Genomic DNA, 20,848 nt, shown 5'->3' on the forward strand with positions numbered 1-20,848 from the left:
CGAGGTGCCGAAAGTGACTACGGAATGGATCGATGCAGTCGCGCCGGAAGCGGTGCGCGCCGACGGAATACTCGGCGTCTGGGTGGGCGGCCGCGACATCGCGCTGTATGCGGTCGGCGACGAGATCTTCGCGACCGAGAACCAGTGCACGCATGGCGACGCGCGATTGAGCGACGGCTTCCTGCTCGACGACGAGATCGAATGCCCGTTGCATCAGGGGCGCTTCAGCGTGCGGACCGGCATGGCGCTGTGCGCACCGCTGACGACGTGCGTGCACACCTATCCGGTGAAGATCGAGAACGGCCGCGTGTTCGTGCAGCTCGCACAGGCCGATGCGGCGACGCCGGCGGAGGCGCGATCATGAGCGCGTACGTGGTGTTCGATATCGACGTGCACGACGTCGACGCGTACCAGGCCTACCGCCGGCTCGGCGCGCCGACGGTGGCCGCGTACGGCGGGCGCTTCCTGGTGCGCGGCGCCGAAGTCGAGACGCTGGAAGGAGACTGGGCGCCGAAGCGCGTCGTCGTGCTCGAATTCGAGTCGGCGGAGCGCGCCCGCGAGTGGTATCGGTCGGAGGGCTATCAGGCGGCCAAGCGCCTGCGCGAGCCGGCCGCGCGGACGATCGGCATCCTGGCCGACGGCTACGTGCCGGCGCCCGGCGATCCGCGTTAAGCGAAGTAGAAGTAGAAGTAGAAGGGGCTCCGCGCCATGTCGTTCGGCGCGGAGCCCCCTTTTTCATTCGGGGCGCCGCCGAACGCGGCCCCGCGCAGTCGATTCATCGGTGAGGCGGCGATGCGATCCGGCAGAGACTTCCGCCGCCTGTCGCCCGCCGCCCGGTTACCCGGTCGATCGCTCCGCCGGCCGACACGGCTTCCGGCGGTTTCCCCTCACGACGTCACGCATGACGATAGCGGATCGACCAGACCGCCAGCAGCGTCGCGCCGAACAGCAGCAGGCAGCCGAACGAGAAATCGTTCAGCGCGAGCATGTGCGCTTCGACGTCGATCGCATGCGAGACCGACGCGAGCGCGCCGGACGGCGACAGCCCCGCGTGATCGAGCCGCGCGAACCAGTCGCCCGACGCGAAATCGTACGGCGTGATGTGGTCGACGAGATAGGTGTTGTGCACGCGGGAACGACGCTCGAAGTAAGTCGGCGCGACCGAGGTCGCGACGCTGGTGCCGATCCGGCGCAGCGCGTTCTGCAGCCCGGATGCCGCGGGCAGCCGCTCGCGGGCCAGCCCGGCGAGCGACAGCGACACGAGCGGCGTGATGAAGAACGCGGTGGCGGCACCCATCAGCAGCGAATTGGCGGCGATGTCGCCGAGGGTCACGTCGCTGTTGAAATGCATGCGCCAGAACGACGCGGCGCCCCAGCCGACGAGCGCGACGGTCGCGAGCAGGCGCGGGTCGGTGCGGCCCTGGAAGCGGCCGAGCAGCGGCGCGATCACGATCCCCGCGACGCCGAGCGGTGCGGTGGCGATGCCGGCCCAGGTGGCCGTGTAGCCCTGCTGGGTCTGCAGCCACAGCGGCACGAGCACCAGCGCGCCGAAGTAGAGCCCGAAGCCGACCGTGATCGCGAGCGTGCTCGTCGTGAAGTTGCGGTCCGCGAACAGCCGCAGGTCGACGATCGGATGGTCGTCGGTCAATTCCCAGAGGATCAGCGCGACGAACGACACGATGCTCACGACCGCCAGCATGCGAATTTCGTCGGAGGCGAACCAGTCGAGGTTCTGACCGCGATCGAGCAGCAACTGGAACGAACCGAATGCGGCGGTGAGCAGCAGCAGCCCGACGACGTCGACCGGCAGCCGCCGCGTCGCGTTGTCGCGTCCCTTCAGCAGCCGCGCGAGTACACCCAGCACGAGCAGGCCCGGCGGCACGTTCACGTAGAAGATGTACGGCCAGCTCAGGTTGTCGGTGATCCAGCCGCCGGCGATCGGCCCGAGCACCGGTGCAACGAACGTCGTGGTCTGCCACACGGCCAGCGCGACGTGGCGGCGCGTCGACGGGAACACCGCCATCAGCAGCGCCTGCGACAGCGCGGTGATCGGGCCCGACGCGGCGCCCTGAAGCGCGCGAAACAGCAGCAGCGACTCGAAGTTCGGCGCCATCCCGCACAGGACCGACGTCAGCACGAACAGCAGCACCGACACGCGGAACAGCCGCACCTGGCCGAAGCGCTGCGTGAGCCAGCCGGTGAGCGGCAGCGTGATCGCGAGCGGCGTCGCGAACGAGGTCAGCATCCACGTGCCCATGTCCGGGGCGACGCCGAGATCGCCCGCGATGGTCGGGACGGCGACGTTCGCGATCGTCAGGTCGAGCGTCTGCATGAAATTCGCGACGCTGACCGCGATCGCGACGAGCGCCAGCGGCATGCCGGCGAGCGGTTCCAGCGGCAGTTTCGGCGCCGCGTTCCGGGTGAAGAAGCGCATCGTCAGGCTCCCGGTGCGAGCGGGCGTGCGCCGCTGTTCGCGCGAATCGTCTCGGTGACGAGCGCGTCGCCCGCTTCGTCGTCGTCGCGATAGATCGACGTGGCATCGATCGACCGGCGCGCTTCGGGCGGACGGGCGGGCGGCGACGCCGACGCGGTGCCGGGGCCGTGATCGACCGGTACCGATGCCGTCATCGACAGGCCGATACGCAGCGGGTGCGCGCGCAGCTCGGCGGGATCGAGCGCGATCCGGACCGGCACGCGCTGGACGACCTTGATCCAGTTGCCGGTCGCGTTCTGCGCGGGCACGGCCGCGAACGCGGCGCCGGTGCCGGCTTCGAGCCCGACGACGCGCCCGTGGAACACCACGTCGCTGCCGTACAGGTCCGAGAACAGCTCGACCGGCTGCCCGGCGCGCATGCCGCGCAGTTGCGACTCCTTGAAGTTGGCCTCGACCCACACGTGATCGAGCGGCACGAGCGCCATCGACGGCGTGCCGGGCGACACGTGCTGGCCGACCTGCACGACCCGGCGCGTGACGAGCCCGCCGAGCGGCGCGTGTATTTCGGTGCGGCGCAGCGCGAGCGCCGCGCTGCGGACCCGGGCGGCCGCCGCGCGCACGAGCGGATTCGTGTCGATCGACGTGCCGTCGGTGCGCGCGAGCGTCGCGTCGTAGGCGGCCTGCTGCGCGTTCAGCGCGGCGGCCGCGCCGTCCATCGCATCCCGCGCATGGCGCAGGTCCTCGCGCGACACGCCGCCGTCTTGCGCGAGGCTCAGGCGGCGCTGCAGGTCGTCGTTCGCCTTCGCCCATTCGGTGCGCCGCACCCGGATCTGCGCTTCGTCGCGCACCGCGTCCGCATGCGCGGTGCGGTATTGGCGCACCGCATGCGCGAGTTGCGCGACCGCTTCGTCCAGCGCGAGCCGGGCGTCGGTCTTGTCGACGCTGAACAGCAGATCGCCGGGACGGACCCAGTCGGCGTTCTGCACGCGCACGGCGTCGACGGTGCCGCCGATCTGAGGCGAGATCTGCACGACGTCGCCGGAGACGTACGCGTCGTCGGTCGTCTCGGTGCCTCGGGTGGTGGCCCACGCGACGGCGGCGAGGCCGGCCGCGCCGGCGAGCGCGATGAAGAACCAGCGGAAGTAGCGCCGGCGCGCGCGTTGCAGCGCGGGCTCGGCGGCGGGGGATTCGGGACGGTTCATTGGGTGACTCCAGTGGAAGTGGCGCCGCCGAGCGCGGCGATCAGGCGGGCATGTTCGATCGCGAACGACGCGTCCGCGCGGGCGACCGATGCGCGGTCGTCGAGCAGCCGGCCTTCGGCGAGCAGGACGTCGAGATAGCCGGAAATGCCTTTCCGGTAGCGCTGCGTTTCGATGGTGTAGGCCTGTTGCGCGCGCGACAGCGCCTCGCGCTGAAGCGCGCGCTGCCGGCCGAGCGTGTCGATCTGGACGAGGGTGTCGCTGACCTGCGCGAGCGCGTTGACGACCGTGTCGTCGTACGTCGCGACGGCCGCGTTGTACGCGGCGGTTTGCGCGCGCAGGCCGGCACGCAGGCGCCCGCCCTCGAAAATCGGCAGCGTGATCGCGGGGCCCGCGCCGAGCGTGCCGCTGTTGCCGTGGAACAGCGCGCGGAAGCCGAAGCTCTGCACGCCGGCGAAGGCCAGCAGGTTGACGTCCGGATAGAACGCGGCGCGCGCCGCGTCGATGTTCGCCGCTTCGGCTTCGACCCGGTAGCGCGCGGCCAGGACGTCGGGCCGGCGGCCGATCAGCGCCGCGGGCAGGACGGCCGGCATCGACAGCGCCGCGGCCGGCGGCGCGGCGGGCGTCAGCGCATCGGCGTAACCGGGCCCCCGGCCGACGAGCGCGGCGAGCCGGTGGCGCAGCCGGGCCGACGCGGCCGCATGCGTGTCGATGTCGGCCTGCGCGTGCGGAATCGGTTCGCTCGCCCTGAGCACGGCGACCTGCATGTCGAGGCCGGCGTCCGCGCGTTGCGACGTGAGGCGCAGCAGATAGCTGTGCTGCTGCAGCGTATCGCGCGCGATCGCGAGCAGTCGCTGTTCGAGCGCGAGTTGCAGATACGTTTCGACGATCGCCGCCTGCAACGACACGGCGGCCGCGCGTTCGAGCGCGCGCTGCTGGTCCGCGCGCAGTGCGGCGGCGCGCGCCAGCGCGTGCTGCCGGCCGGCGATGTCGAGATCCCACGACGCGCCGAGCAGCGCCTGCGCGTCGACCTGCCAGTGCCCGGCCGCGGGCGGCGGCGTCCGGTAGCTGCCGGGCAGGCGCGTCGGCACCGCGCTCGCCGTCGCGCCGAGCTGCGGCAGCAGCGCGGCATTTTCGACGTCGGCGTCGGCCAGCGCCTGCGCGACCCGTTCGCGCTGCGCCTGCAGCGTCGGTGCGCCGGCCAGCGCATCGTCGACGAGGCGATCCAGCTGTGCATCGCCGAACGCGGTCCACCAGCGTTCGGCGACCGTCGGCGAGCCGGCGCTGGCCGCGCCGATCGCGGCGCCCGCATCGAGCTGCTCGACGGGCGTGATCCGGGCCGCCGGGCGTTGCGGGCCGAACGGCGCGCAGCCGGCGATCGCGAGCGCGGCGAGCGCGGGAACCAGGCGGCGGGCGCCGCGCGCGCGGTCGATGAGGAGGGGCATGGTCGGTTTCCTGTCGCGTGAAGGCAAACGATTTGTATCTAAAAATATATCTTTAGATATTATTTGACGATCGGCAACTGGTAGAAATGGCAGTCGGCCGCACCGGACGGCATCGTCGAAACAGCGGAAGGGGGCAGACAGGGGCGCGCGGGTTACGCGATGGCGAGTGCGTCGAGCGCTGCCGCGAGCGTTTGTGCGACGGACTGGCCCGAGGTGTCGATGCGGCAGTGCGCGCAGGCGCGGTACAGCGATTCGCGCGCGTCGTGCAGCGCGGCGAGCGCCGCGCGCGGGTCGGCGACGTTCAGCAGCGGGCGGGACGCGTCGCCGCGCGTGCGGTGCCATAGGGTGTCGAGATCGGTCGCGAGATGGATCACGAAACAGCGCTGGCCGAGCCGCGCGCGCGTGTCGTCGCGCAGCACGGCGCCGCCGCCGGTCGCGAGCACGAGCGCCGGCCCGCGCGTCAGCGCGTCGATCACGTCGGCTTCGCGTGCGCGGAAGTCGCCCGCATGGAATTGCACGGCGACGGGCGCGCCGAAGCGGCGTTCGAGTTCGCGGTCGGCGTCGACGAACGGCAACGCGAGCGCGCGGGCCAGTGCGCTGCCGATCGTCGTCTTGCCGGCGCCGGGCATGCCGACGAGCGCGATGCGCGTCGGGCCGGCCTGCGGGCGCGGGTTCACAGGCGGCTCCGCAGCGACGGCGCGCGGCGCGTCACGGCGGCGATGCGCTGCATCCGGACGTAGTTCGCGAGCGGGTCCAGCGCATCGGTGATGAAGGTGTGCGGCGCGCCGGCGGCCGTGTCCAGCGCAATGCCGGCGACTACGAGCGTGCCGTCGCACAGTGCGTCGGCGAGCGCGCCGATGCGCGCGCCAAGCGCCGGCGACGCAGCGCCGAGATCCGCAATGACGCGGCGCGAGCGCGGCCAGTCGACCGGCTCGGCCGCGCGTACCGGCCAGCGCGCCAGCAGACCGCCGGGCAGCGGCGTCGCGGCCCGTGCAGCGGACGTTTCGAGCACCCGCCAGGTCAGCGGCGCCGCGGGCAGGCACGCGCGCCAGCGGCCATAGGCGGTCGCCGCGGTGTCGCCGATCGCCACCGCCGGCAGCCGCAGACGCTCGCAGCGCCGCAGCAGGCACGCGATGCCGGCGGCGTCGGGCGTGCCGCGCACGAACGGCAGCAGCTCCAGTTCGTCGTCGTATTCGGCGCGCAGCGCGCGCAGCCATCGTCCGGCGGCAAGCGGCAGGCAGTCCGCCGCGGCGATGCCGCACAGCACGAGCAGGCGATCGTCGCGACCGTCGCGAATCGCGAGCAGCCGGGCCGCGACGCGGGACGAAGCGGGCGCCGTCGTCATGATGCGGCGGGGCCGTCGGCGTGCCGGTCGGTACCGCCCGCGGCACGCGGATAGGCGCCGAGCACGCGCAGCTCGGAAGCGGCGAACGCAATCTCGTCGAGCGCCGCGCGCACGTTCGGATCGAGCGGATGCCCGCCGAAGTCGATGCAGTACCGATATGCATGGCCGGCGTCCCGTGCCGGGCGCACGTCGACCCAGAGCAGCGGCGCGCGGTGGTGGGCGAGCGCGTCGAACACGCGCGCCAGCGCGTCGGGCGCATCGGTCGGCCGCAGCACGATGCTCGTGCGGTCGTAGCCGGTCGGCGCCGGCGTCTGGCCGCCGACGATCACGAAGCGCGTGCGGTTGTCCGGGTGATCCTGGATCGCGCTGGCGACGATTCGCAGTCCGTAAAGCGCGGCCGCGGGTTCGCCGGCGATCGCCGCGCAGTCATACAGGTGCGCGGCCTCGCGCGCGGCCACCGCGTTGCTGGACACCGGGATGCGGCGCAGGCCGGGCGCGTGCGCGTCGAGCCACGCGCGGCATTGCGCGAGCGCCTGCGGATGGCCGACCACGCTGTCGACGCCGGTGAGCGAGCCGCTGGCGCTCAGCAGGCAGTGCGCGACCGGCAGTTCGATCTCGCCGGTGACGGGCGCCGCTTGCGCGATCAGCAGGTCGAGCGTGCGGGTCACGGTGCCTTCGGACGAATTCTCGACCGGCACGACCGCGCATTCCGCGTCGCCGCGCGCGAGCGCGTCGAATACGGCGTCGATCGTTTCGTGCGCCTGCCCGCGGGCGAATTCGCCGAAGTGACGCAGCATCGCGGTTTCGGTGTAGGTGCCCGACGGGCCGAGGAACGCGACGGACGGCAGCGATTGCGCGTCACGGCTCGCGCTGAACAGCGTCTGCCAGATGGCGCGCAGGTCGCGGTCGCGTAGCCCCCACGGCGCGCGCGCGCACAGCTCGGCGACGATCGACGCTTCGCGGGCGGGCTGCCGCACCGCGAGCCCCGCATTCCGCTTGAGATGACCGATCTCGGTTGCGTGAGCGATGCGCTGGCCGATCAGCTCGAGAAGCTGGTCGTCGATCACGTCGATCTGCGCGCGGCGGCGTGCGATCGCATCGTCGACGGACGACGGGGCGGCAAGTTCGGTCGGCGTCATCGCGTATCGGTCCGTGAAGTCGCGGAAACGGCCGGCCGGTGCGGGGCGACGTGCGTCGCCGCGCCCGGCTGCATGCGGGCGACGGCGCGCGCGTATTCGACCGCGAGCCGTTCGACGATTTCGGCGACGCTGAGCACCGCGTCCATCGCGCCGACGCCCTGGCCGGCCCCCCAGATGTCGCGCCACTGCTTCGCGCCGCCGTCCGGCGAGAAATCGAGCTGCGCGCCGTCGACCCGGGCGAGTCGCCGCGCGTCGAGCCCGGCCGCCTCGATGCTCTGGCGCAGGTAGTTGCCGTGGACGCCGGTGAACGCGTCGGTGTAGATGATGTCGGCCGCGCTGGCTTCGACGATCGTGTCCTTGTAGCGCTGCACCACGTTGGCTTCGTGCGACGCCAGGAAGCGCGTTCCGATGTACGCGAAATCGGCGCCGAGCGCGCGCGCGGCGGCGATCGCGTCGCCCGTCGCGATCGCACCGGACAGCGCGATGAAGCCGTCGTAGAAGCGCCGCACTTCCGTGACCAGCGCGAACGGCGACAGCGTGCCGGCGTGGCCGCCCGCCCCCGCCGCGACGAGGACGAGGCCGTCGACGCCGGCTTCCAGCGCCTTCTGCGCATGTCGCACCGTCGTGACGTCGTGCAGCACGATCCCGCCGTACGCATGGATCGCATCGACGACGTCGCGCGACGGTGCGCGCAGGCTCGTGATCATCAGCGGCACGCGTCGGTCGATGCAGATGCGCAGGTCCTGTTCGACGCGCGGATTCGACGGATGGCAGATATGGTTGACCGCGTACGGGCCGACCGGCGCATCGGGATGGGCGTCCCGGTACGCGCGCAGCGTGCCGTCGATCGTGTCGATCCAGTCGCCGAGCTGCGCGCTGAGCCGCGCGTTGAGCGCCGGAAATGCGCCGACGATCCCGCTCCTGCACTGGGCGAGCACCATCTCGGGATAGCTCGCGATCAGCATCGGAGACGCAATCACCGGCAGCCGGAGACCCTGCAGCGGAAGCGGAATCATGGTCGGGCTCCGGCTCGTTAGCGGGCGAGCGCCGCGCTGTCGCGCCGCTCTTCCAGGCGGCGGTGGAAGCCGTCGCGGCTCACGGCGCAGCGCGTATGCACGCCTTCGCCGACGACGCCCACCGCGTCGCGCACCTCGACCCGGTACGTCATCATGCGACCGTCGACCTCGATCAGTTCGGCATCGACCGTCACTTCCCATTCGGGCGGCGTCGGTGCGAGATGCTTGATCTCGAAGTTGTAGCCGACCGTCATCTGCCCGGCCGGCAGCAGATGGTCGGTCGCCTGCATGCAGGTCTGTTCGATGAAGATGATCATGATCGGGCTCGCGAGCGCGTGCGCTTCGCCGCCCCATTGATCGGCGAGCGAAATCGTGTCGACGCGGTGGGTGGCGCGGGCACGCAGGCCAGTCTGGATAGTCAAGGGCAACTCCTGAACGGGTGAGGGAAGGGTGTGCGGTCACGCCGCGCGCGCCGTGGCGGCCGCGCGTCGTTGCATCTGGCTGAAGATGTTGCGGTAATGCATTTCCTCGGTGCCGCCGGCCGAGCCCATCGCGAGCGCGTCGGCGACGAAGGTGGCGAGCGGCCCGCGCCGGTAGCCGTCGCTGCCGTGAATCGCGAGCAGGTGCAGCGCGGCCTGCGCGAGATCGCGCGCGCCCGCGAGCTTCGCGATCGAACAGTTCGCGAGCGCCTCGGGACGCTGCGCGACGAGCAGGTCGAGCGCCGCGCGTGCCGTCCAGCGGGTGCGTTCGATGCCGACCTGGACGTCGACCAGCCGGCGCTGCACGTGTTGATGCGCGTCCAGCGCGACGCCGAGCGTTTTGCGGGCGCTGACGTGCGCGAGCGCGTCGGCGAGAAACGGCTGGGTGACGTTCGCGCACAGCAGGCCGAACAGCGCGCGATTCATCGACGCGATGTCCATCAGCAGGCGCAGCCCGTCGCCGGGCGTGCCGAGCAGTTCGTCGGCATCGACGCGCACGCCGGACAGCGCGACGTCGCCGATCGGAAGATCCGCGACGCCGAACGTCGCCTGCGGGGCGCTGCGCTGCACGCCCGCGCGTTCGGGATCGATCAGCACCAGCGCGGTGGCCGGCTTGCCGTCGCCGGTCAGGGTCGCGACGATCATCATCAGGCGCGCTTCGGGCGCGTGGCTGATGTTGTACTTGTGGCCGTCGAGCCGGTAGTGGTCGCCGTCGCGAACGAGGCACGTTTCGAGCGCGCGCACTTCGGTGCCGGTCCCTTTCTCGGAGATCGCCGTGGCGCCGATGGCGCCGGACAGCAGCGACGGCAGATGCCGCGTGCGCTGCGCGTCGGAACCGTATGCGACGAGCGCGCGAATCAGCGTCGCCTGATTCGCGAGCGCCATCGCGAAGCCGACGGAGCGCAGCGCCGCGGCGACCGCTTCGAACGCATCGACGAAGTCGTGCCACGTGCCGCCCGCGCCGCCGAGTTCGCGCGGGACCGGCACGCGCCACAGTCCCGCGTCGGACAAGGCATCCCATGCATCGCGATGGAAGGCGCCGCAAGGGGCGGACCGCGCATGGCGTTCGGCGATGTCCCGGTATGCGGCGGTCGTCGTGTGCTGTGCTTCGCAGGCGGTGAGAGTCATGTCGGGGCGCGAGACTTTGCATGGATCGTGTCGCCAATCTAATGAAAAGGCCCGGGACGAGAAACTGTCAGTTATTGCACTTCGATGCGGCGTGCGGCGGCGGATGATTCGAGTGCAAGCGGGGTTGTGATGGGCGGCGGAGCGCGATTGCCGGACGCGGACGTGATCGTGATGCCCGTCGCGCGCATCGGCGCGAGCGATGGCAGTCCAGCCGTGTCGTCGTCGGCGGTATCGCGGCGCTTCGATGACGGAAGACGATCGCGTGTCGGTGGTGGGGCGACACGCGGTGGGATTGCCAATGCTTCGTCGTCCAGGTCGATTCGATTGAATTCGCAGTCCATATCATTAGGACGGCGGGGAATGCGTTCGTGTCGAATTCCCGATGCTCGTTTCGTTGCCGTCACACCTGCCGGGCGGCGGGCAGGCGTCGGTGGAGCGCGCGACAAATAAACCGTCAGACGATCCGAAAGGCCCGACCCCGTCGCGCCGACGATCGGTGAAATCATGCCCGGCCTTGCTTCCGTGAAATTGTCATGCTAGTTTTTCATGAAATTTACCGGCGTAATTTTCACGGAAATCCGCATGTTCATGCAGTCCGACCGTCACGTCGCAAGCTATTACGCCGGCACCTACCCGACGCCGATCCCGCATCGGCCGGCGCTGGACGAACGCATCGATGCCGACGTGCTGGTCGTCGGCGCGGGCTTCAGCGGGCTGCATACGGCGCTGCGGCTCGCGCTTGCCGGCAAGCGCGTCGTGATGCTCGAAGCGAGCCGCGTCGCATGGGCCGCATCGGGCCGCAACGGCGGACAGGCGCTGCTCGGCTGGTCGTGCGACATGCAGCCGCTCGAGGATGCGCTCGGCCGCGACGGCGCGCGGCTGCTGTGGGACAGCATGCGCTGGGCGGCGGCCGAGGTGCGCGAACTGCCGGCCCGGCATGGTTTCGACATCGACTACCGGCCCGGCAGCCTGTGGGCCGCGGTGCGGCCGCGGCGCGTCGCGATGCTGGCGCAGGCGCGCGACGAGGCCGCCGAGCGGTGGGGCTACGACCGGCTGCGTGTGATCGGCCGTGACGAGATGCCCGAATGGATCGGCGGCACGCGCTATCTCGCCGCGCTCCACGATCCCGAGGCCGGCCACCTGAACCCGCTGAAGCTCGCGCTCGGCCTCGCGCAGACGATCGAGTGCGCGGGCGGCCGCATCTTCGAACAGAGCCGCGTGCTCGACTGCCGCGAGACGGCCGGCGGCCACGTCGCGCGCACGGCGCACGGCGAAGTGCGGGCGGACGTGCTGGTGCTCGCGTGCAATGCGTACGTCGACCGGCTCGATCGCGACCTCGCGCGCCGGCTGCTGCCGGTCGGCACGTACCAGGTGGCAACGGCGCCGCTCGCCCCCGACGTCGCGCGTGCGCTGCTGCCGCGCAACAGCTGCGTGATCGACAACCAGTTCGTGCCCGACTATTTCCGCCTGAGCCCCGACAACCGGCTGCTGTTCGGCGGCGGCTGCACGTATCTCGGCGGCATTCCGGCCGATATCGCGGCGGCGACGCGCCCGCATCTCGAACGCGTGTTTCCGCAACTGGCCGGCGTGCCGCTCGACTACGCGTGGGGCGGTCACATCGACATCAGCATGCGTCGCACGCCGGACATCGGTCGCCACGGGCAGCGCTTCTGGCTGCAGGGCTTTTCGGGGCACGGCGTGCTGCCGACGCTCGCCGGTGCGCGCGCGGTGGCCGACGCCGTGCTCGGCGACGCACACCTGCTCGCGCAGTACCAGCGCATCCGCAACCCGCGCTTTCCCGGCGGCGACCGGCTGGCCGCGCCGCTGGAGGCGATCGGCAAGGCCTGGTACCGCCTGCGCGATACCGTTTGATTGCACCGGAATCCATCATGAACGAACAGGAAGAGATAGAAAGTCTGGCGATCCTGATCCGCGACCTGCGCAAGCATCGCAAGGTCACGCTGAACGATCTCGCCGAACGGATCGGCCGCTCGGTCGGCTTTCTGTCGCAGGTCGAGCGCGGGCTGTCGCGTCCGACGGTCGCGGATCTCACCGCGATCGGCGAGGCGCTCGGCGTGCCGACCACGTATTTCTACAGCCTCAGCAAACCGCGCAGCGTGCCGTGGGTCACGCGGCCCGGCGAGCGGCGCACCGTGTATTACGCGGACGGCGTTACCGACATCCTCGTGTCGCCGAACATGCGTTCGCGCTTCTCGATCCTCGAAAGCCATCTCGGGCCGGGCGCGAGCAGCGGCGAGCGGCCGGTCGACGACAGCGACGAGCAGGGCGGCTTCGTGCTCGAAGGAGAACTGACGATCTGGCTAGACGGCGACGACACGCCCGTCACGCTCGGCCCGAACGATGCGTTTCAGCTTCCCGCGCGCAAGCGCTTCCGGTATGCAAATCTGACCGATGCGCCGACGCGCGTGATCTGGGTATTCACCTGAGTTGAGTGGTCGGCGGGGCGGGCGACGTCGGAGGCTTCCGCACCGTGCAGTCTGTTTGCATTACTGAGTGATTTGCCGCGTGCGTTGCGCCGTGCGCCGCATGAATCCGGTTCGCCGCGTTGCGGCGCCGCCCTACAAGACATGGAAAGGATGAGACATGGCTGACGTCGTTCCCGCGCTGGTCAGTGAAGTCCGCGCGTTCCGGCAGGCGCACCCCGAGATCCGTTATGTCGACCTGATCTGCCTCGACCTGCCCGGGCATTTCTACGGCAAGCGCTATCCGATCGACGCGCTCGAAAAAGTCGCGGCGGGTTCGCTGCTGAAGCTGCCGCAGAACTGCATCCTGCTCGGCACGCAGGGCGGCCTCTACAAGATCGGCGATTACTGCTTCAACGACGGCGATCCCGATGCGCCGCGCCGCCTGATCCCCGGCACGCTGAAGCCCGTGCGCTGGGAACGGCAGCCGCTCGCGCAGATGCTGATCAGCTCCGACGGCACCGATTCGCCGATCGAATTCGAGCCGCGCGAGGTGCTCGCGCGCGTGCTGCGGCGGTTCACGGCGCGCGGCATCCGGCCGGTCGTCGCATTCGAGCTCGAGTTCTACCTGTTCGCCGCGCAGCTCGAGCAAGGCATGCCGCAGTATCCGCGCGATCGCCTGAGCGATGACCGCGACGATCAGCCGAACATGCATATCGAGCGCCTGTCGCGCTTCTCCGACGTGCTGCACGAGATGGTCGACGCCGCGTGCGAACAGGGCGTCGATGCGACGGTGATCACCGCCGAGCTCGGGCCCGGCCAGTTCGAGATCAATTTCGGGCATACCGACGACGCGCTGCGCGCGGCCGACTGGTCGGCGCTGTTCTGTCGCAGCACGCGCGGCGTCGCGTTGCGGCATGGCTATCGCGCGAGCTTCATGGGCAAGCCGTACCTGCATGCGCCGGGCAGCGGGATGCACGTGCACGTGAGCCTGTACGACGACGCGGGGCGCAACCTGCTTGCGACGGATGGGCAGCGGCCGTTGCGGCATGCGGTGGCCGGCTGCCTCGCGCTGCTGCCGCACTGCATGCCGGTGTTTGCGCCGAACCACAATGCGTTCCGGCGCTACGGGTCGATGGTGAACGCGGCGAGCCGCGCGAGCTGGGGCTTCGAGGATCGCGACGCGTGCATCCGGATTCCGGAATCGGACGCACGCAACCTGCGGATCGAGCACCGGCTCGCGAGCGCGGATGCGAACCCGTACCTCGTGCTGGCGGCGATCCTGAGCGGGATGGAGCACGGGCTCGATGCGCGGCTCGAGCCGATCGCGCCGCTCAACGACGATCGCGGCAGCGGCATCGATTTTCCGCAGGAGATGCTGTCGGCGGTCGCCGCGATGCAGGATCATCCGGCCGTGCGCGAAGGGCTCGGCAGCGAGTTCGTGATGGTGTATTGCGAGAACAAGCGGCAGGAGGAACTGGATTTTCGCAACGAAATCGGCGCGCGGGAGTATCGGTGGTTTCTGTGATGGCCGCGCGCGTCGACGCAGCCGGCTACGGGAGTGCGCGCCAGTAGCGCACTTCCTCGATCGGCGTACCGTCGATCTCGAACGTCTTGACGTCGCGTTCGGCGACGAAACCTTCGCGTTCGTAGAACGCTCTTGCACGACCATTTTTGACCAGTACCCACAGCGACACCCACGCATGGCCCGCGTCATGCAGCGATCGGCATGCATGATCGACCAGCCGCGCGCCGATCCCTTCCCCGCAATGCGACGGGTGCAGATAGATCGCTTCGATTTCGCCCCACGCTCGGTCCTTGTCGGCGTCGCGCGTCGGGCCGTACGCGATCCAGCCGGCCGGTGCGTGGTTTGTGAACGCGAGCGCGACGCGCGGCCGTCCTGCGTCGAGTGCGTGGCGCCACGCGGCCGTGCGTTTTTCGACCGACAGGCCGGCGGCGAGGAACGAGGCCGGCATGATGTCCGTGTAAGTGGCTTGCCACGACGCGACGTGGATGTCGGCGATGGCCAATGCATCGGCGGAGGTAGCCGCGCGGATGTCGATCGTCGTGTTCGGTGTCATGCGTGCGCCGTGTGATCGGTTGCCGTATGCCGCATTGCCCTTCGTTTCGAGCGCGTCATGCCGCGAAGCGGCTTCGCGACATGGCATGCTCGACGCCCTTACTCCCCGAGCTTCGACGTCACGCACCCGGTGCTCGAGCATTCGCGCTCACGTTCGCGCAGGAACGACAGCCGCGACTGCGTCATGTCGTTCGCGCACTGGATATCGACGAGGTAGCTGCTGCCGCGGGTCTCGCTGCACTGCGCGTCGCGTTGTTTCAGCCACGCGAGCTGGCCGGCCTTCAGCGTCGCCTGCTGATCGCCGCTCAGTTGCTTGCGCAGCCGGCCGTATTCGTCGTTGAGATCTCGGTCGGACTGCGAGAACTGCGTGCTCGTGCAATACACCTGGTCGAACGCGCTGCGCGGCTTCCCGCAGCCGGCCGCGTGCGCGGTGAACGGAACGGCAAGCGCGAGCAGCGCACAGGATGCGAGCAGATTCTTCTTCATGGTGAGTCTCCTGACGGGGTGAAAACCGGTGAATCCGACGGGCGATACCGTCGTTTATCGGGGTGTCGTACACGCGTCGATGCCGCCCGCGATCGCGGCGGACAGGCGTTGGATCGTCTCGCGCCGCGCGAGCCGCGCTTCCTCGTCCGGATTGACGATCACGCCGGCTTCGACGAGCACGGCCGGAACCGGCGCGGTGCGCAGCACGACGAGATCGTCGAAGCGATGGATGCCGAGTGGCGGGTCGATCAGCGGGCGGTTCTCGCCCTTGATCGGCTGCGCGTGATACAGCGACGGCCGTTCGCCGGCCGCGACCAGCCGCTCGGCGATCGCCTTCGCGCAACGCAGGCTTTCCGCATAGTGCGGATTGCGTTCCGACACGAACACCGAGAAGCCGCGGAATTCGCGCTGCCGGCCCGCGTCGATGAACTGCTGCTGCATCGAGTCGTGATGGATCGACACGAACAGGTTCGCGTCGGGCGCCTGCGTCGAGCGCCGATCGAGCGCGATCTCGCGGCCGTCCGCCGACGTGCGCAGCACGCGGTCGCCGTGCGCGGCGAGCGTGTCGGCGACCGCGCCGGACAGGTCGAGGTTGTACAGGTATTCGACGCGGCCGCTCGCGCCGGTGGAGCCCGGACGCGCGGGCGTATGGCCGGTGTCGACGACGATGTAGCGCCCGCTCGCGGGCTCGGTTACGGAGGTCCCGGAAGCGCCGCGGACAACGGCGGCATCGGCCGCGTGCAGCGCCAGCGGTGCGCCGAGCAGCGGGGCGCACGCGAGCACGCGCGCGGCGGCGCGCACCAGCGGGCGAAGGCGTCGGAAGGTTCGGTTCGTCATTGTTGTTGTCGAGAAGGGCGGTCGGCGCGTCGAACGGCGCGCCACCGTCGGCCTGCTCTATGCAGTCGGAATGTCGCGCGATTATAGCGGGTGGCGGCGACGCCGCAATGACGAACGGCGGTTGTCAGGCCAGCACGCGCCGGGCCGCCAGCATGCCCCAGTACGACGCTTCCTCGAACAGCGACAGCCCGGACAGGTCGGCATGCGCGAACACGACGGGGCCGTCGGCATCGCGCAGCGCGAGCAGCCCCGGCCGGCTCAGGAAGCCGACGTCGGGTGTAGCCATCGCATGGCCGCGCACGGTGATCTCGAGCGCGCTCGCGTGCTTCCACAGCTCGCGTCCGTACACGGCCTGCAGGTCGACTGCCGCCTGCTCGCGCAACGCGTCGGGTTTCGCCTGCGCGAGCCAGCGGCGCGTCTCGTCCGGCGTTTGCGTGCTCAATGCCTGATAGGCGGAGAAGACGGAGCGCGTCGGCGGCGACATCCGGATCAACTGGTGCGTCGACACGACATAGCCGAGCCCCGCGCCGCCGTAGACGACGTTGTCCCACGCGAGCGGCACGCCGGCTTCCTCGGCCGGCATGCCGTCGAGCAGGAAGTTGGACACGAGCCACGGCGCGCGCGGCGGCAGGTCGCGCGCGGGTTCGAAGCCGTACGCGGCGAGCTGCGGAAACACGCGCGCCGCGACGAACAGCGGCATCGCGGATACGACCCGGCGCGCCTTCAGCATGAACGTCGACAGCATGCCGTCGTGGCCGACGCGGGCGCACAGCACGTCGACGCCGCCCGCACGTTCGGTCGCGCGCACCGCGAAGCCGTCCCGCGACCATGCGTTCGAGCCGGTGCGCGCGGCGATCGAATCGCCCAGCTTCGTCACCATCGTGTGCAGCCCGTCGGGCCAGGTCAGCACCGCGCCGTCGCCCGCGTCGCCCGCATGGCCGCCGCGCGACGAGAAATAGTGCAGTCCGGCCCACGCGGAGACGTGCTCGTAACCGGCGCCGTAGTCGTCGCGGCAGCAATAGTCCAGATACCAGTGCAGCGCCTTCGCGGTGTAGCCCTCGTCGCGCAGCCACTGGCGAAACGAGCGCCGGTCGAGTGCGCGCCAGCGCGGGTCGCGCGACGATTCCGCGATCGGGATGCAGAACACCTTGCGGCCGTCGGCGCCGCGCGCGGTGCGCAGCCCGTCCGTGTACGCGAAGAAGCGCGCCTGCTGCGCGAGTGCGTCGGCGTCGAGGCCGGCGGTCGGCACGATGCCGTCCTGCCACTGCCCGCCGATGAACAGCCGTTCGTCGGGTGCGTGGACGAGGGCACGCTCGTCGTACACGGGGCGCGCGGAGAACGGCGCGGATTCGATCACGCCGAGATCGGCGAGCATGTCGCGCAGATGCACGGATTCGAGCGACGGCAGCGGCAGGTAGTGCGCGCCCTTCGGATAGCCGAGCGTGCCGAAGCGCCCGCCGGCCGCGTTGCCGCCGAATTCGGGCCCGGCGAGCACCGTGAAGCGCGTATGGCCCGCGCGCGCGAGCTGCCATGCGCACGACAGCCCGGCCGCGCCGGCGCCGAGAATCGCGACATCCGTGTCGATCGTGCCGGACGGCGGCGGCAGCGTGGCATGGTCGCGCAGCGCATGGCCTTCGCGCATGCCGGGGTAGTCGACGCGCGGCGTCGTCTCGATCCAGCCGGTGCGGCCGCAGGCGGCGAGCGACGCGGCCGCCGACGCGACGAGGAACGTGCGGCGATTCATCAGCGCAGTACGTGCTTCCAGTCGTCGTCGAAGCGGCGCACGAGCGGCTGGTCGTTGAGTTCGTTCGGCGACATCGGCAGCGCCGGCATGTCGGCCGGAAAGTGGAACATCTCGGCGGCCGTTTGCGGATCGAGCCAGCGGGTCGGCACCGAGTAGTGCGTCGGCACCGTGAAATCGCGGCGCTTGCCGGCGATCACGAAGCCCCAGTCGCCGAACGACGGCACGTAGCAGTGGTACGGCCACGTGTTGAACCCGGCTTCGCGCAGCGTCGCGATGATGGTCCAGTACGCATGCGGCGCGAAATACGGCGACGTCGACTGGATCACCGTGTAGCCGTTCTCCGACAGGTGGCGCGCGAGCAGCCGGAACACCGGCACCGAATACAGCCGGCCGAGCCCGAAGTTGGTCGGGTCGGGGAAGTCGACGACGATCGCGTCGTACGCGTCGGCGCTCGCTTCGAGCCAGCGCACCGCGTCGTCGTTGATCACCTGCACGCGCGGGTCCTTCAGCGCGCCCTGGTTCAGCTTGACGAGCGGCGCAGACGTCGAGAACAGCTTCGTCATCGCGGGATCGAGATCGACGAGCGTGATCCGTTCGAGATGGCGGTGCTTGAGCAGTTCGCGCACCGCGAGGCCGTCGCCGCCGCCCAGCACGAGCACGCGCTTCGCCCACGGCAGCGCTTCGATGGCCGGATGGATCAGCGCTTCGTGATAGCGGTGTTCGTCGCGCGATGAGAATTGCAGGTTGCCGTTCAGGTACAGCCGCATGTCGTCGTGCCACTGCGTGAGCACGATGCGCTGGTACGGCGTCGTTTCCGAATAGATCGTCTCGTCACCGTATACGCCGTGCTCGGCCCAGTGCGTGATGCGCTCCGACAGCGCGAACCCGGCGATCAGCAGCCCGATCACGAGCGACGCGCGCATCAGCTTGCCGCGCACGTTGCGGATTTCGTCGCGGAACAGGTGCGTCGTCCACAACGCGACGAATGCGTTCAGGAGGCCGAACAGGAAGCTCGTGCGCAGCAGGCCGAGACGCGGCGCGAGCACGAGCGGGAAGATCAGCGACACGGCGAGCGAGCCGAGATAGTCGAAGGTCAGCACCTCGCTGACGGTATGGCGGAACGCCTGGCGGCGCTGCTGGAACGCGCGCATCACGAGCGGAATCTCCATCCCGATCAGCAGGCCGAGCGCGAGCACCAGTGCGTAAAGCGCCGCGCGAAACGGTGCGGCGAGCCAGGCGAACACGACGAACAGCAGCGCGGCCGATACGCCGCCGAGCAGGCCGACGAGCAGCTCGATGTCGACGAAGCGGTCGAGCACGTCGTCGTCCTCGACGAACTTCGCGAGCCACGAGCCGATCCCCATCGCGAACAGGTAGCAGCCGATCACCGACGAGAACTGCAGGATCGAATCGCCGAGCAGGTAGCTCGACAGCGCGCTGCTGATCAGTTCGTAGCCGAGCCCGCACGACGCGAGCACGAGAATCGACAGGACGAGCGCACGCTTATGCAGCATCGCGCATCCGTTGTGCAGTGTTCGGCAATGTGGATATACTGGCGCGGATTTTCGTCTGGCGGCCCCGTGCGGGCCGACCGGCGACGGGGCGGCGAACCGAGCACAAAATCCGAGGAAAAGAATGAATAGTGCCTATCTTTATGCGGTTCATTTACTGTCGGCGTTCGTGCTGCTTCTTGTGTTCGCGGCAGTGTACCTGAAGGTCACCCCGTTCGACGAACTCGCGCTGATCCGCGACGGCAACGCGGCCGCGACGCTGTCGTTCGGCGGCGCGCTGATCGGTTTCTGCCTGACGCTCGCGTCCAGCATCGCGCACAATTCCACGCTCGGCGAAGTCGTGATCTGGGCCGTCGGCGCGATGATCGTGCAACTGATCACCTATGCGGTGCTGACGCGCGTGATGCCCGGCATGAATCATGCGATCGAGGATCGCAACGTCGCGATGGGCGGCCTGATGGGCACCGCGTCGCTCGTCGTCGGCATTATCAATGCCGCCTGCCTGACCTGACGCGCCACGCGTTTCGAGGAGACCGACATGAGTCTGGGTTCATTCATCCGCAAGCAGTTCATCGACGTCCTGCAATGGACGGAAGACACCGACGGCGTACTGGCCTGGCGCTATCCGATGGAAGACCAGGAAATCCAGTACGGCGGCAAGCTGACCGTGCGCGAAACGCAGGTCGCGATCTTCGTCAACGAGGGTAAGGTCGCCGACGTGTTCCAGCCTGGGCTCTATACGCTGGAAACGCGCACGCTGCCGGTGCTCACGAACCTGAAGAACTGGGATAAATTCTTTCAGTCGCCTTTCAAGTCGGACGTCTACTTCTTCAGCACGCGGCTGCAGCTGGGCCGGCGTTGGGGCACCGCGCAGCCGGTGACGATCCGCGATCGCGAATTCGGCTTCGTGCAACTGCGCGCGTTCGGCATCTACTCGTACCGGATCGTCGATGCGGCCGCATTCCATCGCGAGGTCAGCGGCACGCGCGCGGCCTATACGGTCGACGATCTCGAGCAGCAACTGCGCAACCTGGTCGTCACCGCGATGAGCACGACGTTCGGCTCGGCCGACGTGCCGTTCGTCGACATGGCCGCGAACCAGTCGCTGCTGTCGCAGCGTGTGGCCGACGCGCTGGTGCCGGTATTCACGCGCTACGGGCTTGCGCTCGACGCGTTCGCGGTCGAGAGCGTGTCGCTGCCGGCCGAGCTGCAAAAGGCGCTCGACCTGCGGATCGGAGCGGGGATGGCCGGCGATCTCGCGCGCGCCACGCAATACCAGACCGCGCAGGCGATTCCGCTCGCCGCGCAAAACCCGGGCGGCATCGCCGGGGTCGGCGCGGGGCTGGCCGCCGGGGCGGCAATCGGGCAGGCGATGGCCGGCCAGATCGCGGGCGCCGCACAACCGGCGCAGGCTGCGCCGCCCGTGCCCGTCGCGGCGCCGATCGCCGCGGGAGCGGCCGAGGGCACCGATTACGTGCAGCGGCTCGAGCAGTTGAAGGCGCTGCTCGACAAGGGCCTCGTGACCGAAGACGACTATTCGCGCGCGAAGGCCGAGATCCTCGCGAAGCTCACGCGGTAAGCG

Annotated in this window: 22 protein-coding genes; 7 read left to right on the forward strand and 15 right to left on the reverse strand. The window is 69.8% G+C overall.

The window, feature by feature from the left end; genetic code table 11:
* Window positions 1-13: 13 nt before the first annotated feature.
* The gene (locus J8I33_RS32010; protein WP_209939788.1) at window positions 14-364 is read left to right on the forward strand and encodes a non-heme iron oxygenase ferredoxin subunit; all 351 of its coding nucleotides are present in this window, start codon (window positions 14-16) and stop codon (window positions 362-364) included.
* The gene (locus J8I33_RS32015) at window positions 361-672 is read left to right on the forward strand and encodes a DUF1330 domain-containing protein (protein WP_050018151.1); all 312 of its coding nucleotides are present in this window, start codon (window positions 361-363) and stop codon (window positions 670-672) included. The genes J8I33_RS32010 and J8I33_RS32015 overlap by 4 nt, the downstream gene beginning before the upstream one ends.
* Window positions 673-895: 223 nt before the next feature.
* Here the strand turns inward: J8I33_RS32015 and J8I33_RS32020 are convergent, their stop codons facing one another.
* The 10 genes from J8I33_RS32020 to J8I33_RS32065 form a co-directional block, all read right to left on the reverse strand.
* On the reverse strand, window positions 896-2,434 hold the full coding sequence (locus J8I33_RS32020; RefSeq protein WP_124630671.1) for a DHA2 family efflux MFS transporter permease subunit: 1,539 nt from the start codon (window positions 2,432-2,434) through the stop codon (window positions 896-898).
* 2 nt (window positions 2,435-2,436) lie between these two features.
* Window positions 2,437-3,636: an efflux RND transporter periplasmic adaptor subunit gene (locus J8I33_RS32025; RefSeq protein ID WP_209927491.1), complete on the reverse strand. Its 1,200-nt coding sequence runs from the start codon at window positions 3,634-3,636 to the stop codon at window positions 2,437-2,439.
* Entirely contained in the window at window positions 3,633-5,078 is a 1,446-nt protein-coding gene (locus tag J8I33_RS32030) for an efflux transporter outer membrane subunit (protein WP_209927493.1), read from the reverse strand. The genes J8I33_RS32025 and J8I33_RS32030 overlap by 4 nt, the downstream gene beginning before the upstream one ends.
* A gap of 152 nt (window positions 5,079-5,230) precedes the next feature.
* Window positions 5,231-5,755, reverse strand: coding sequence for a shikimate kinase (locus J8I33_RS32035; RefSeq protein WP_179236058.1), 525 nt, complete (start codon window positions 5,753-5,755; stop codon window positions 5,231-5,233).
* Window positions 5,752-6,423: a hypothetical protein gene (locus J8I33_RS32040; RefSeq protein WP_050014935.1), complete on the reverse strand. Its 672-nt coding sequence runs from the start codon at window positions 6,421-6,423 to the stop codon at window positions 5,752-5,754. The genes J8I33_RS32035 and J8I33_RS32040 overlap by 4 nt, the downstream gene beginning before the upstream one ends.
* Window positions 6,420-7,562 (reverse strand): prephenate dehydratase, encoded by a 1,143-nt coding sequence (gene pheA / locus J8I33_RS32045; protein ID WP_209939789.1) that lies wholly within the window; start codon window positions 7,560-7,562, stop codon window positions 6,420-6,422. The genes J8I33_RS32040 and pheA overlap by 4 nt, the downstream gene beginning before the upstream one ends.
* Window positions 7,559-8,578, reverse strand: coding sequence for a nitronate monooxygenase family protein (locus J8I33_RS32050; RefSeq protein ID WP_209927497.1), 1,020 nt, complete (start codon window positions 8,576-8,578; stop codon window positions 7,559-7,561). Before J8I33_RS32050 ends, pheA begins: the two co-directional genes overlap by 4 nt.
* 17 nt (window positions 8,579-8,595) lie before the next feature.
* Entirely contained in the window at window positions 8,596-9,000 is a 405-nt protein-coding gene (locus tag J8I33_RS32055) for a hotdog domain-containing protein (RefSeq protein WP_050014941.1), read from the reverse strand.
* A 36-nt stretch (window positions 9,001-9,036) separates the two neighbouring features.
* Window positions 9,037-10,185, reverse strand: a complete 1,149-nt coding sequence (locus J8I33_RS32060; RefSeq protein ID WP_050014943.1) for an acyl-CoA dehydrogenase family protein — start codon at window positions 10,183-10,185, stop codon at window positions 9,037-9,039.
* 71 nt (window positions 10,186-10,256) lie between these two features.
* Complete coding sequence (locus tag J8I33_RS32065) at window positions 10,257-10,691, reverse strand: hypothetical protein (RefSeq protein WP_209939790.1); 435 nt, start codon at window positions 10,689-10,691, stop codon at window positions 10,257-10,259.
* Window positions 10,692-10,767: 76 nt separating this feature from the next.
* On the opposite strand from J8I33_RS32065, the gene J8I33_RS32070 reads away from it, so the two are divergent.
* The 3 genes from J8I33_RS32070 to J8I33_RS32080 all read left to right on the forward strand — a co-directional run bounded on the left by J8I33_RS32070 (window position 10,768) and on the right by J8I33_RS32080 (window position 14,136).
* The gene (locus J8I33_RS32070) at window positions 10,768-12,057 is read left to right on the forward strand and encodes an FAD-binding oxidoreductase (RefSeq protein WP_050014947.1); all 1,290 of its coding nucleotides are present in this window, start codon (window positions 10,768-10,770) and stop codon (window positions 12,055-12,057) included.
* 17 nt (window positions 12,058-12,074) lie between these two features.
* Window positions 12,075-12,632: an XRE family transcriptional regulator gene (locus J8I33_RS32075; protein ID WP_209939791.1), complete on the forward strand. Its 558-nt coding sequence runs from the start codon at window positions 12,075-12,077 to the stop codon at window positions 12,630-12,632.
* A gap of 157 nt (window positions 12,633-12,789) precedes the next feature.
* Window positions 12,790-14,136, forward strand: coding sequence for a glutamine synthetase family protein (locus J8I33_RS32080; RefSeq protein ID WP_209939792.1), 1,347 nt, complete (start codon window positions 12,790-12,792; stop codon window positions 14,134-14,136).
* A 25-nt stretch (window positions 14,137-14,161) separates the two neighbouring features.
* Here J8I33_RS32080 and J8I33_RS32085 read toward each other — a convergent pair whose 3' ends face one another.
* From J8I33_RS32085 to J8I33_RS32105, 5 genes are all read right to left on the reverse strand, one after another.
* Window positions 14,162-14,689, reverse strand: coding sequence for a GNAT family N-acetyltransferase (locus tag J8I33_RS32085; protein ID WP_209939793.1), 528 nt, complete (start codon window positions 14,687-14,689; stop codon window positions 14,162-14,164).
* Window positions 14,690-14,787: 98 nt separating this feature from the next.
* Window positions 14,788-15,174, reverse strand: a complete 387-nt coding sequence (locus J8I33_RS32090) for a lysozyme inhibitor LprI family protein (RefSeq protein ID WP_089436841.1) — start codon at window positions 15,172-15,174, stop codon at window positions 14,788-14,790.
* Between the two features lie 54 nt (window positions 15,175-15,228).
* Window positions 15,229-16,011 (reverse strand): N-acetylmuramoyl-L-alanine amidase, encoded by a 783-nt coding sequence (locus tag J8I33_RS32095; RefSeq protein WP_050014953.1) that lies wholly within the window; start codon window positions 16,009-16,011, stop codon window positions 15,229-15,231.
* A 124-nt stretch (window positions 16,012-16,135) separates the two neighbouring features.
* Window positions 16,136-17,755 (reverse strand): NAD(P)/FAD-dependent oxidoreductase, encoded by a 1,620-nt coding sequence (locus tag J8I33_RS32100; RefSeq protein ID WP_209939794.1) that lies wholly within the window; start codon window positions 17,753-17,755, stop codon window positions 16,136-16,138.
* A complete protein-coding gene (locus tag J8I33_RS32105) occupies window positions 17,755-19,269 on the reverse strand; it encodes a polyamine aminopropyltransferase (RefSeq protein WP_209939795.1) in 1,515 nt (504 codons plus the stop codon). The genes J8I33_RS32100 and J8I33_RS32105 overlap by 1 nt, the downstream gene beginning before the upstream one ends.
* Before the next feature lie 121 nt (window positions 19,270-19,390).
* Here J8I33_RS32105 and J8I33_RS32110 point away from each other — a divergent pair, with 121 nt between their 5' ends.
* Both J8I33_RS32110 and J8I33_RS32115 read left to right on the forward strand, forming a co-directional pair.
* Entirely contained in the window at window positions 19,391-19,777 is a 387-nt protein-coding gene (locus J8I33_RS32110; protein ID WP_006480820.1) for a DUF350 domain-containing protein, read from the forward strand.
* A gap of 27 nt (window positions 19,778-19,804) precedes the next feature.
* Window positions 19,805-20,845, forward strand: coding sequence for an SPFH domain-containing protein (locus J8I33_RS32115; protein WP_124595093.1), 1,041 nt, complete (start codon window positions 19,805-19,807; stop codon window positions 20,843-20,845).
* The last annotated feature ends 3 nt before the right edge of the window (window positions 20,846-20,848 follow it).

This window comes from Burkholderia sp. AcTa6-5, from assembly GCF_017815075.1.
GTDB classification, from domain to species: domain Bacteria; phylum Pseudomonadota; class Gammaproteobacteria; order Burkholderiales; family Burkholderiaceae; genus Burkholderia; species Burkholderia sola.

What these genes read in the sequence shown, in the direction of transcription:
- J8I33_RS32015 (WP_050018151.1), top strand. Translation starts at nt 361, where the DNA reads ATGAGCGCGTACGTGGTGTTCGATATCGACGTGCACGACGTCGACGCG.
- J8I33_RS32020 (WP_124630671.1), bottom strand. Translation starts at nt 2,434, where the DNA reads ATGCGCTTCTTCACCCGGAACGCGGCGCCGAAACTGCCGCTGGAACCG.
- J8I33_RS32025 (WP_209927491.1), bottom strand. Translation starts at nt 3,636, where the DNA reads ATGAACCGTCCCGAATCCCCCGCCGCCGAGCCCGCGCTGCAACGCGCG.
- J8I33_RS32030 (WP_209927493.1), bottom strand. Translation starts at nt 5,078, where the DNA reads ATGCCCCTCCTCATCGACCGCGCGCGCGGCGCCCGCCGCCTGGTTCCC.
- J8I33_RS32040 (WP_050014935.1), bottom strand. Translation starts at nt 6,423, where the DNA reads ATGACGACGGCGCCCGCTTCGTCCCGCGTCGCGGCCCGGCTGCTCGCG.
- pheA (WP_209939789.1), bottom strand. Translation starts at nt 7,562, where the DNA reads ATGACGCCGACCGAACTTGCCGCCCCGTCGTCCGTCGACGATGCGATC.
- J8I33_RS32050 (WP_209927497.1), bottom strand. Translation starts at nt 8,578, where the DNA reads ATGATTCCGCTTCCGCTGCAGGGTCTCCGGCTGCCGGTGATTGCGTCT.
- J8I33_RS32060 (WP_050014943.1), bottom strand. Translation starts at nt 10,185, where the DNA reads ATGACTCTCACCGCCTGCGAAGCACAGCACACGACGACCGCCGCATAC.
- J8I33_RS32065 (WP_209939790.1), bottom strand. Translation starts at nt 10,691, where the DNA reads ATGATTTCACCGATCGTCGGCGCGACGGGGTCGGGCCTTTCGGATCGT.
- J8I33_RS32070 (WP_050014947.1), top strand. Translation starts at nt 10,768, where the DNA reads ATGTTCATGCAGTCCGACCGTCACGTCGCAAGCTATTACGCCGGCACC.
- J8I33_RS32075 (WP_209939791.1), top strand. Translation starts at nt 12,075, where the DNA reads ATGAACGAACAGGAAGAGATAGAAAGTCTGGCGATCCTGATCCGCGAC.
- J8I33_RS32080 (WP_209939792.1), top strand. Translation starts at nt 12,790, where the DNA reads ATGGCTGACGTCGTTCCCGCGCTGGTCAGTGAAGTCCGCGCGTTCCGG.
- J8I33_RS32085 (WP_209939793.1), bottom strand. Translation starts at nt 14,689, where the DNA reads ATGACACCGAACACGACGATCGACATCCGCGCGGCTACCTCCGCCGAT.
- J8I33_RS32090 (WP_089436841.1), bottom strand. Translation starts at nt 15,174, where the DNA reads ATGAAGAAGAATCTGCTCGCATCCTGTGCGCTGCTCGCGCTTGCCGTT.
- J8I33_RS32095 (WP_050014953.1), bottom strand. Translation starts at nt 16,011, where the DNA reads ATGACGAACCGAACCTTCCGACGCCTTCGCCCGCTGGTGCGCGCCGCC.
- J8I33_RS32100 (WP_209939794.1), bottom strand. Translation starts at nt 17,755, where the DNA reads ATGAATCGCCGCACGTTCCTCGTCGCGTCGGCGGCCGCGTCGCTCGCC.
- J8I33_RS32105 (WP_209939795.1), bottom strand. Translation starts at nt 19,269, where the DNA reads ATGCTGCATAAGCGTGCGCTCGTCCTGTCGATTCTCGTGCTCGCGTCG.
- J8I33_RS32110 (WP_006480820.1), top strand. Translation starts at nt 19,391, where the DNA reads ATGAATAGTGCCTATCTTTATGCGGTTCATTTACTGTCGGCGTTCGTG.
- J8I33_RS32115 (WP_124595093.1), top strand. Translation starts at nt 19,805, where the DNA reads ATGAGTCTGGGTTCATTCATCCGCAAGCAGTTCATCGACGTCCTGCAA.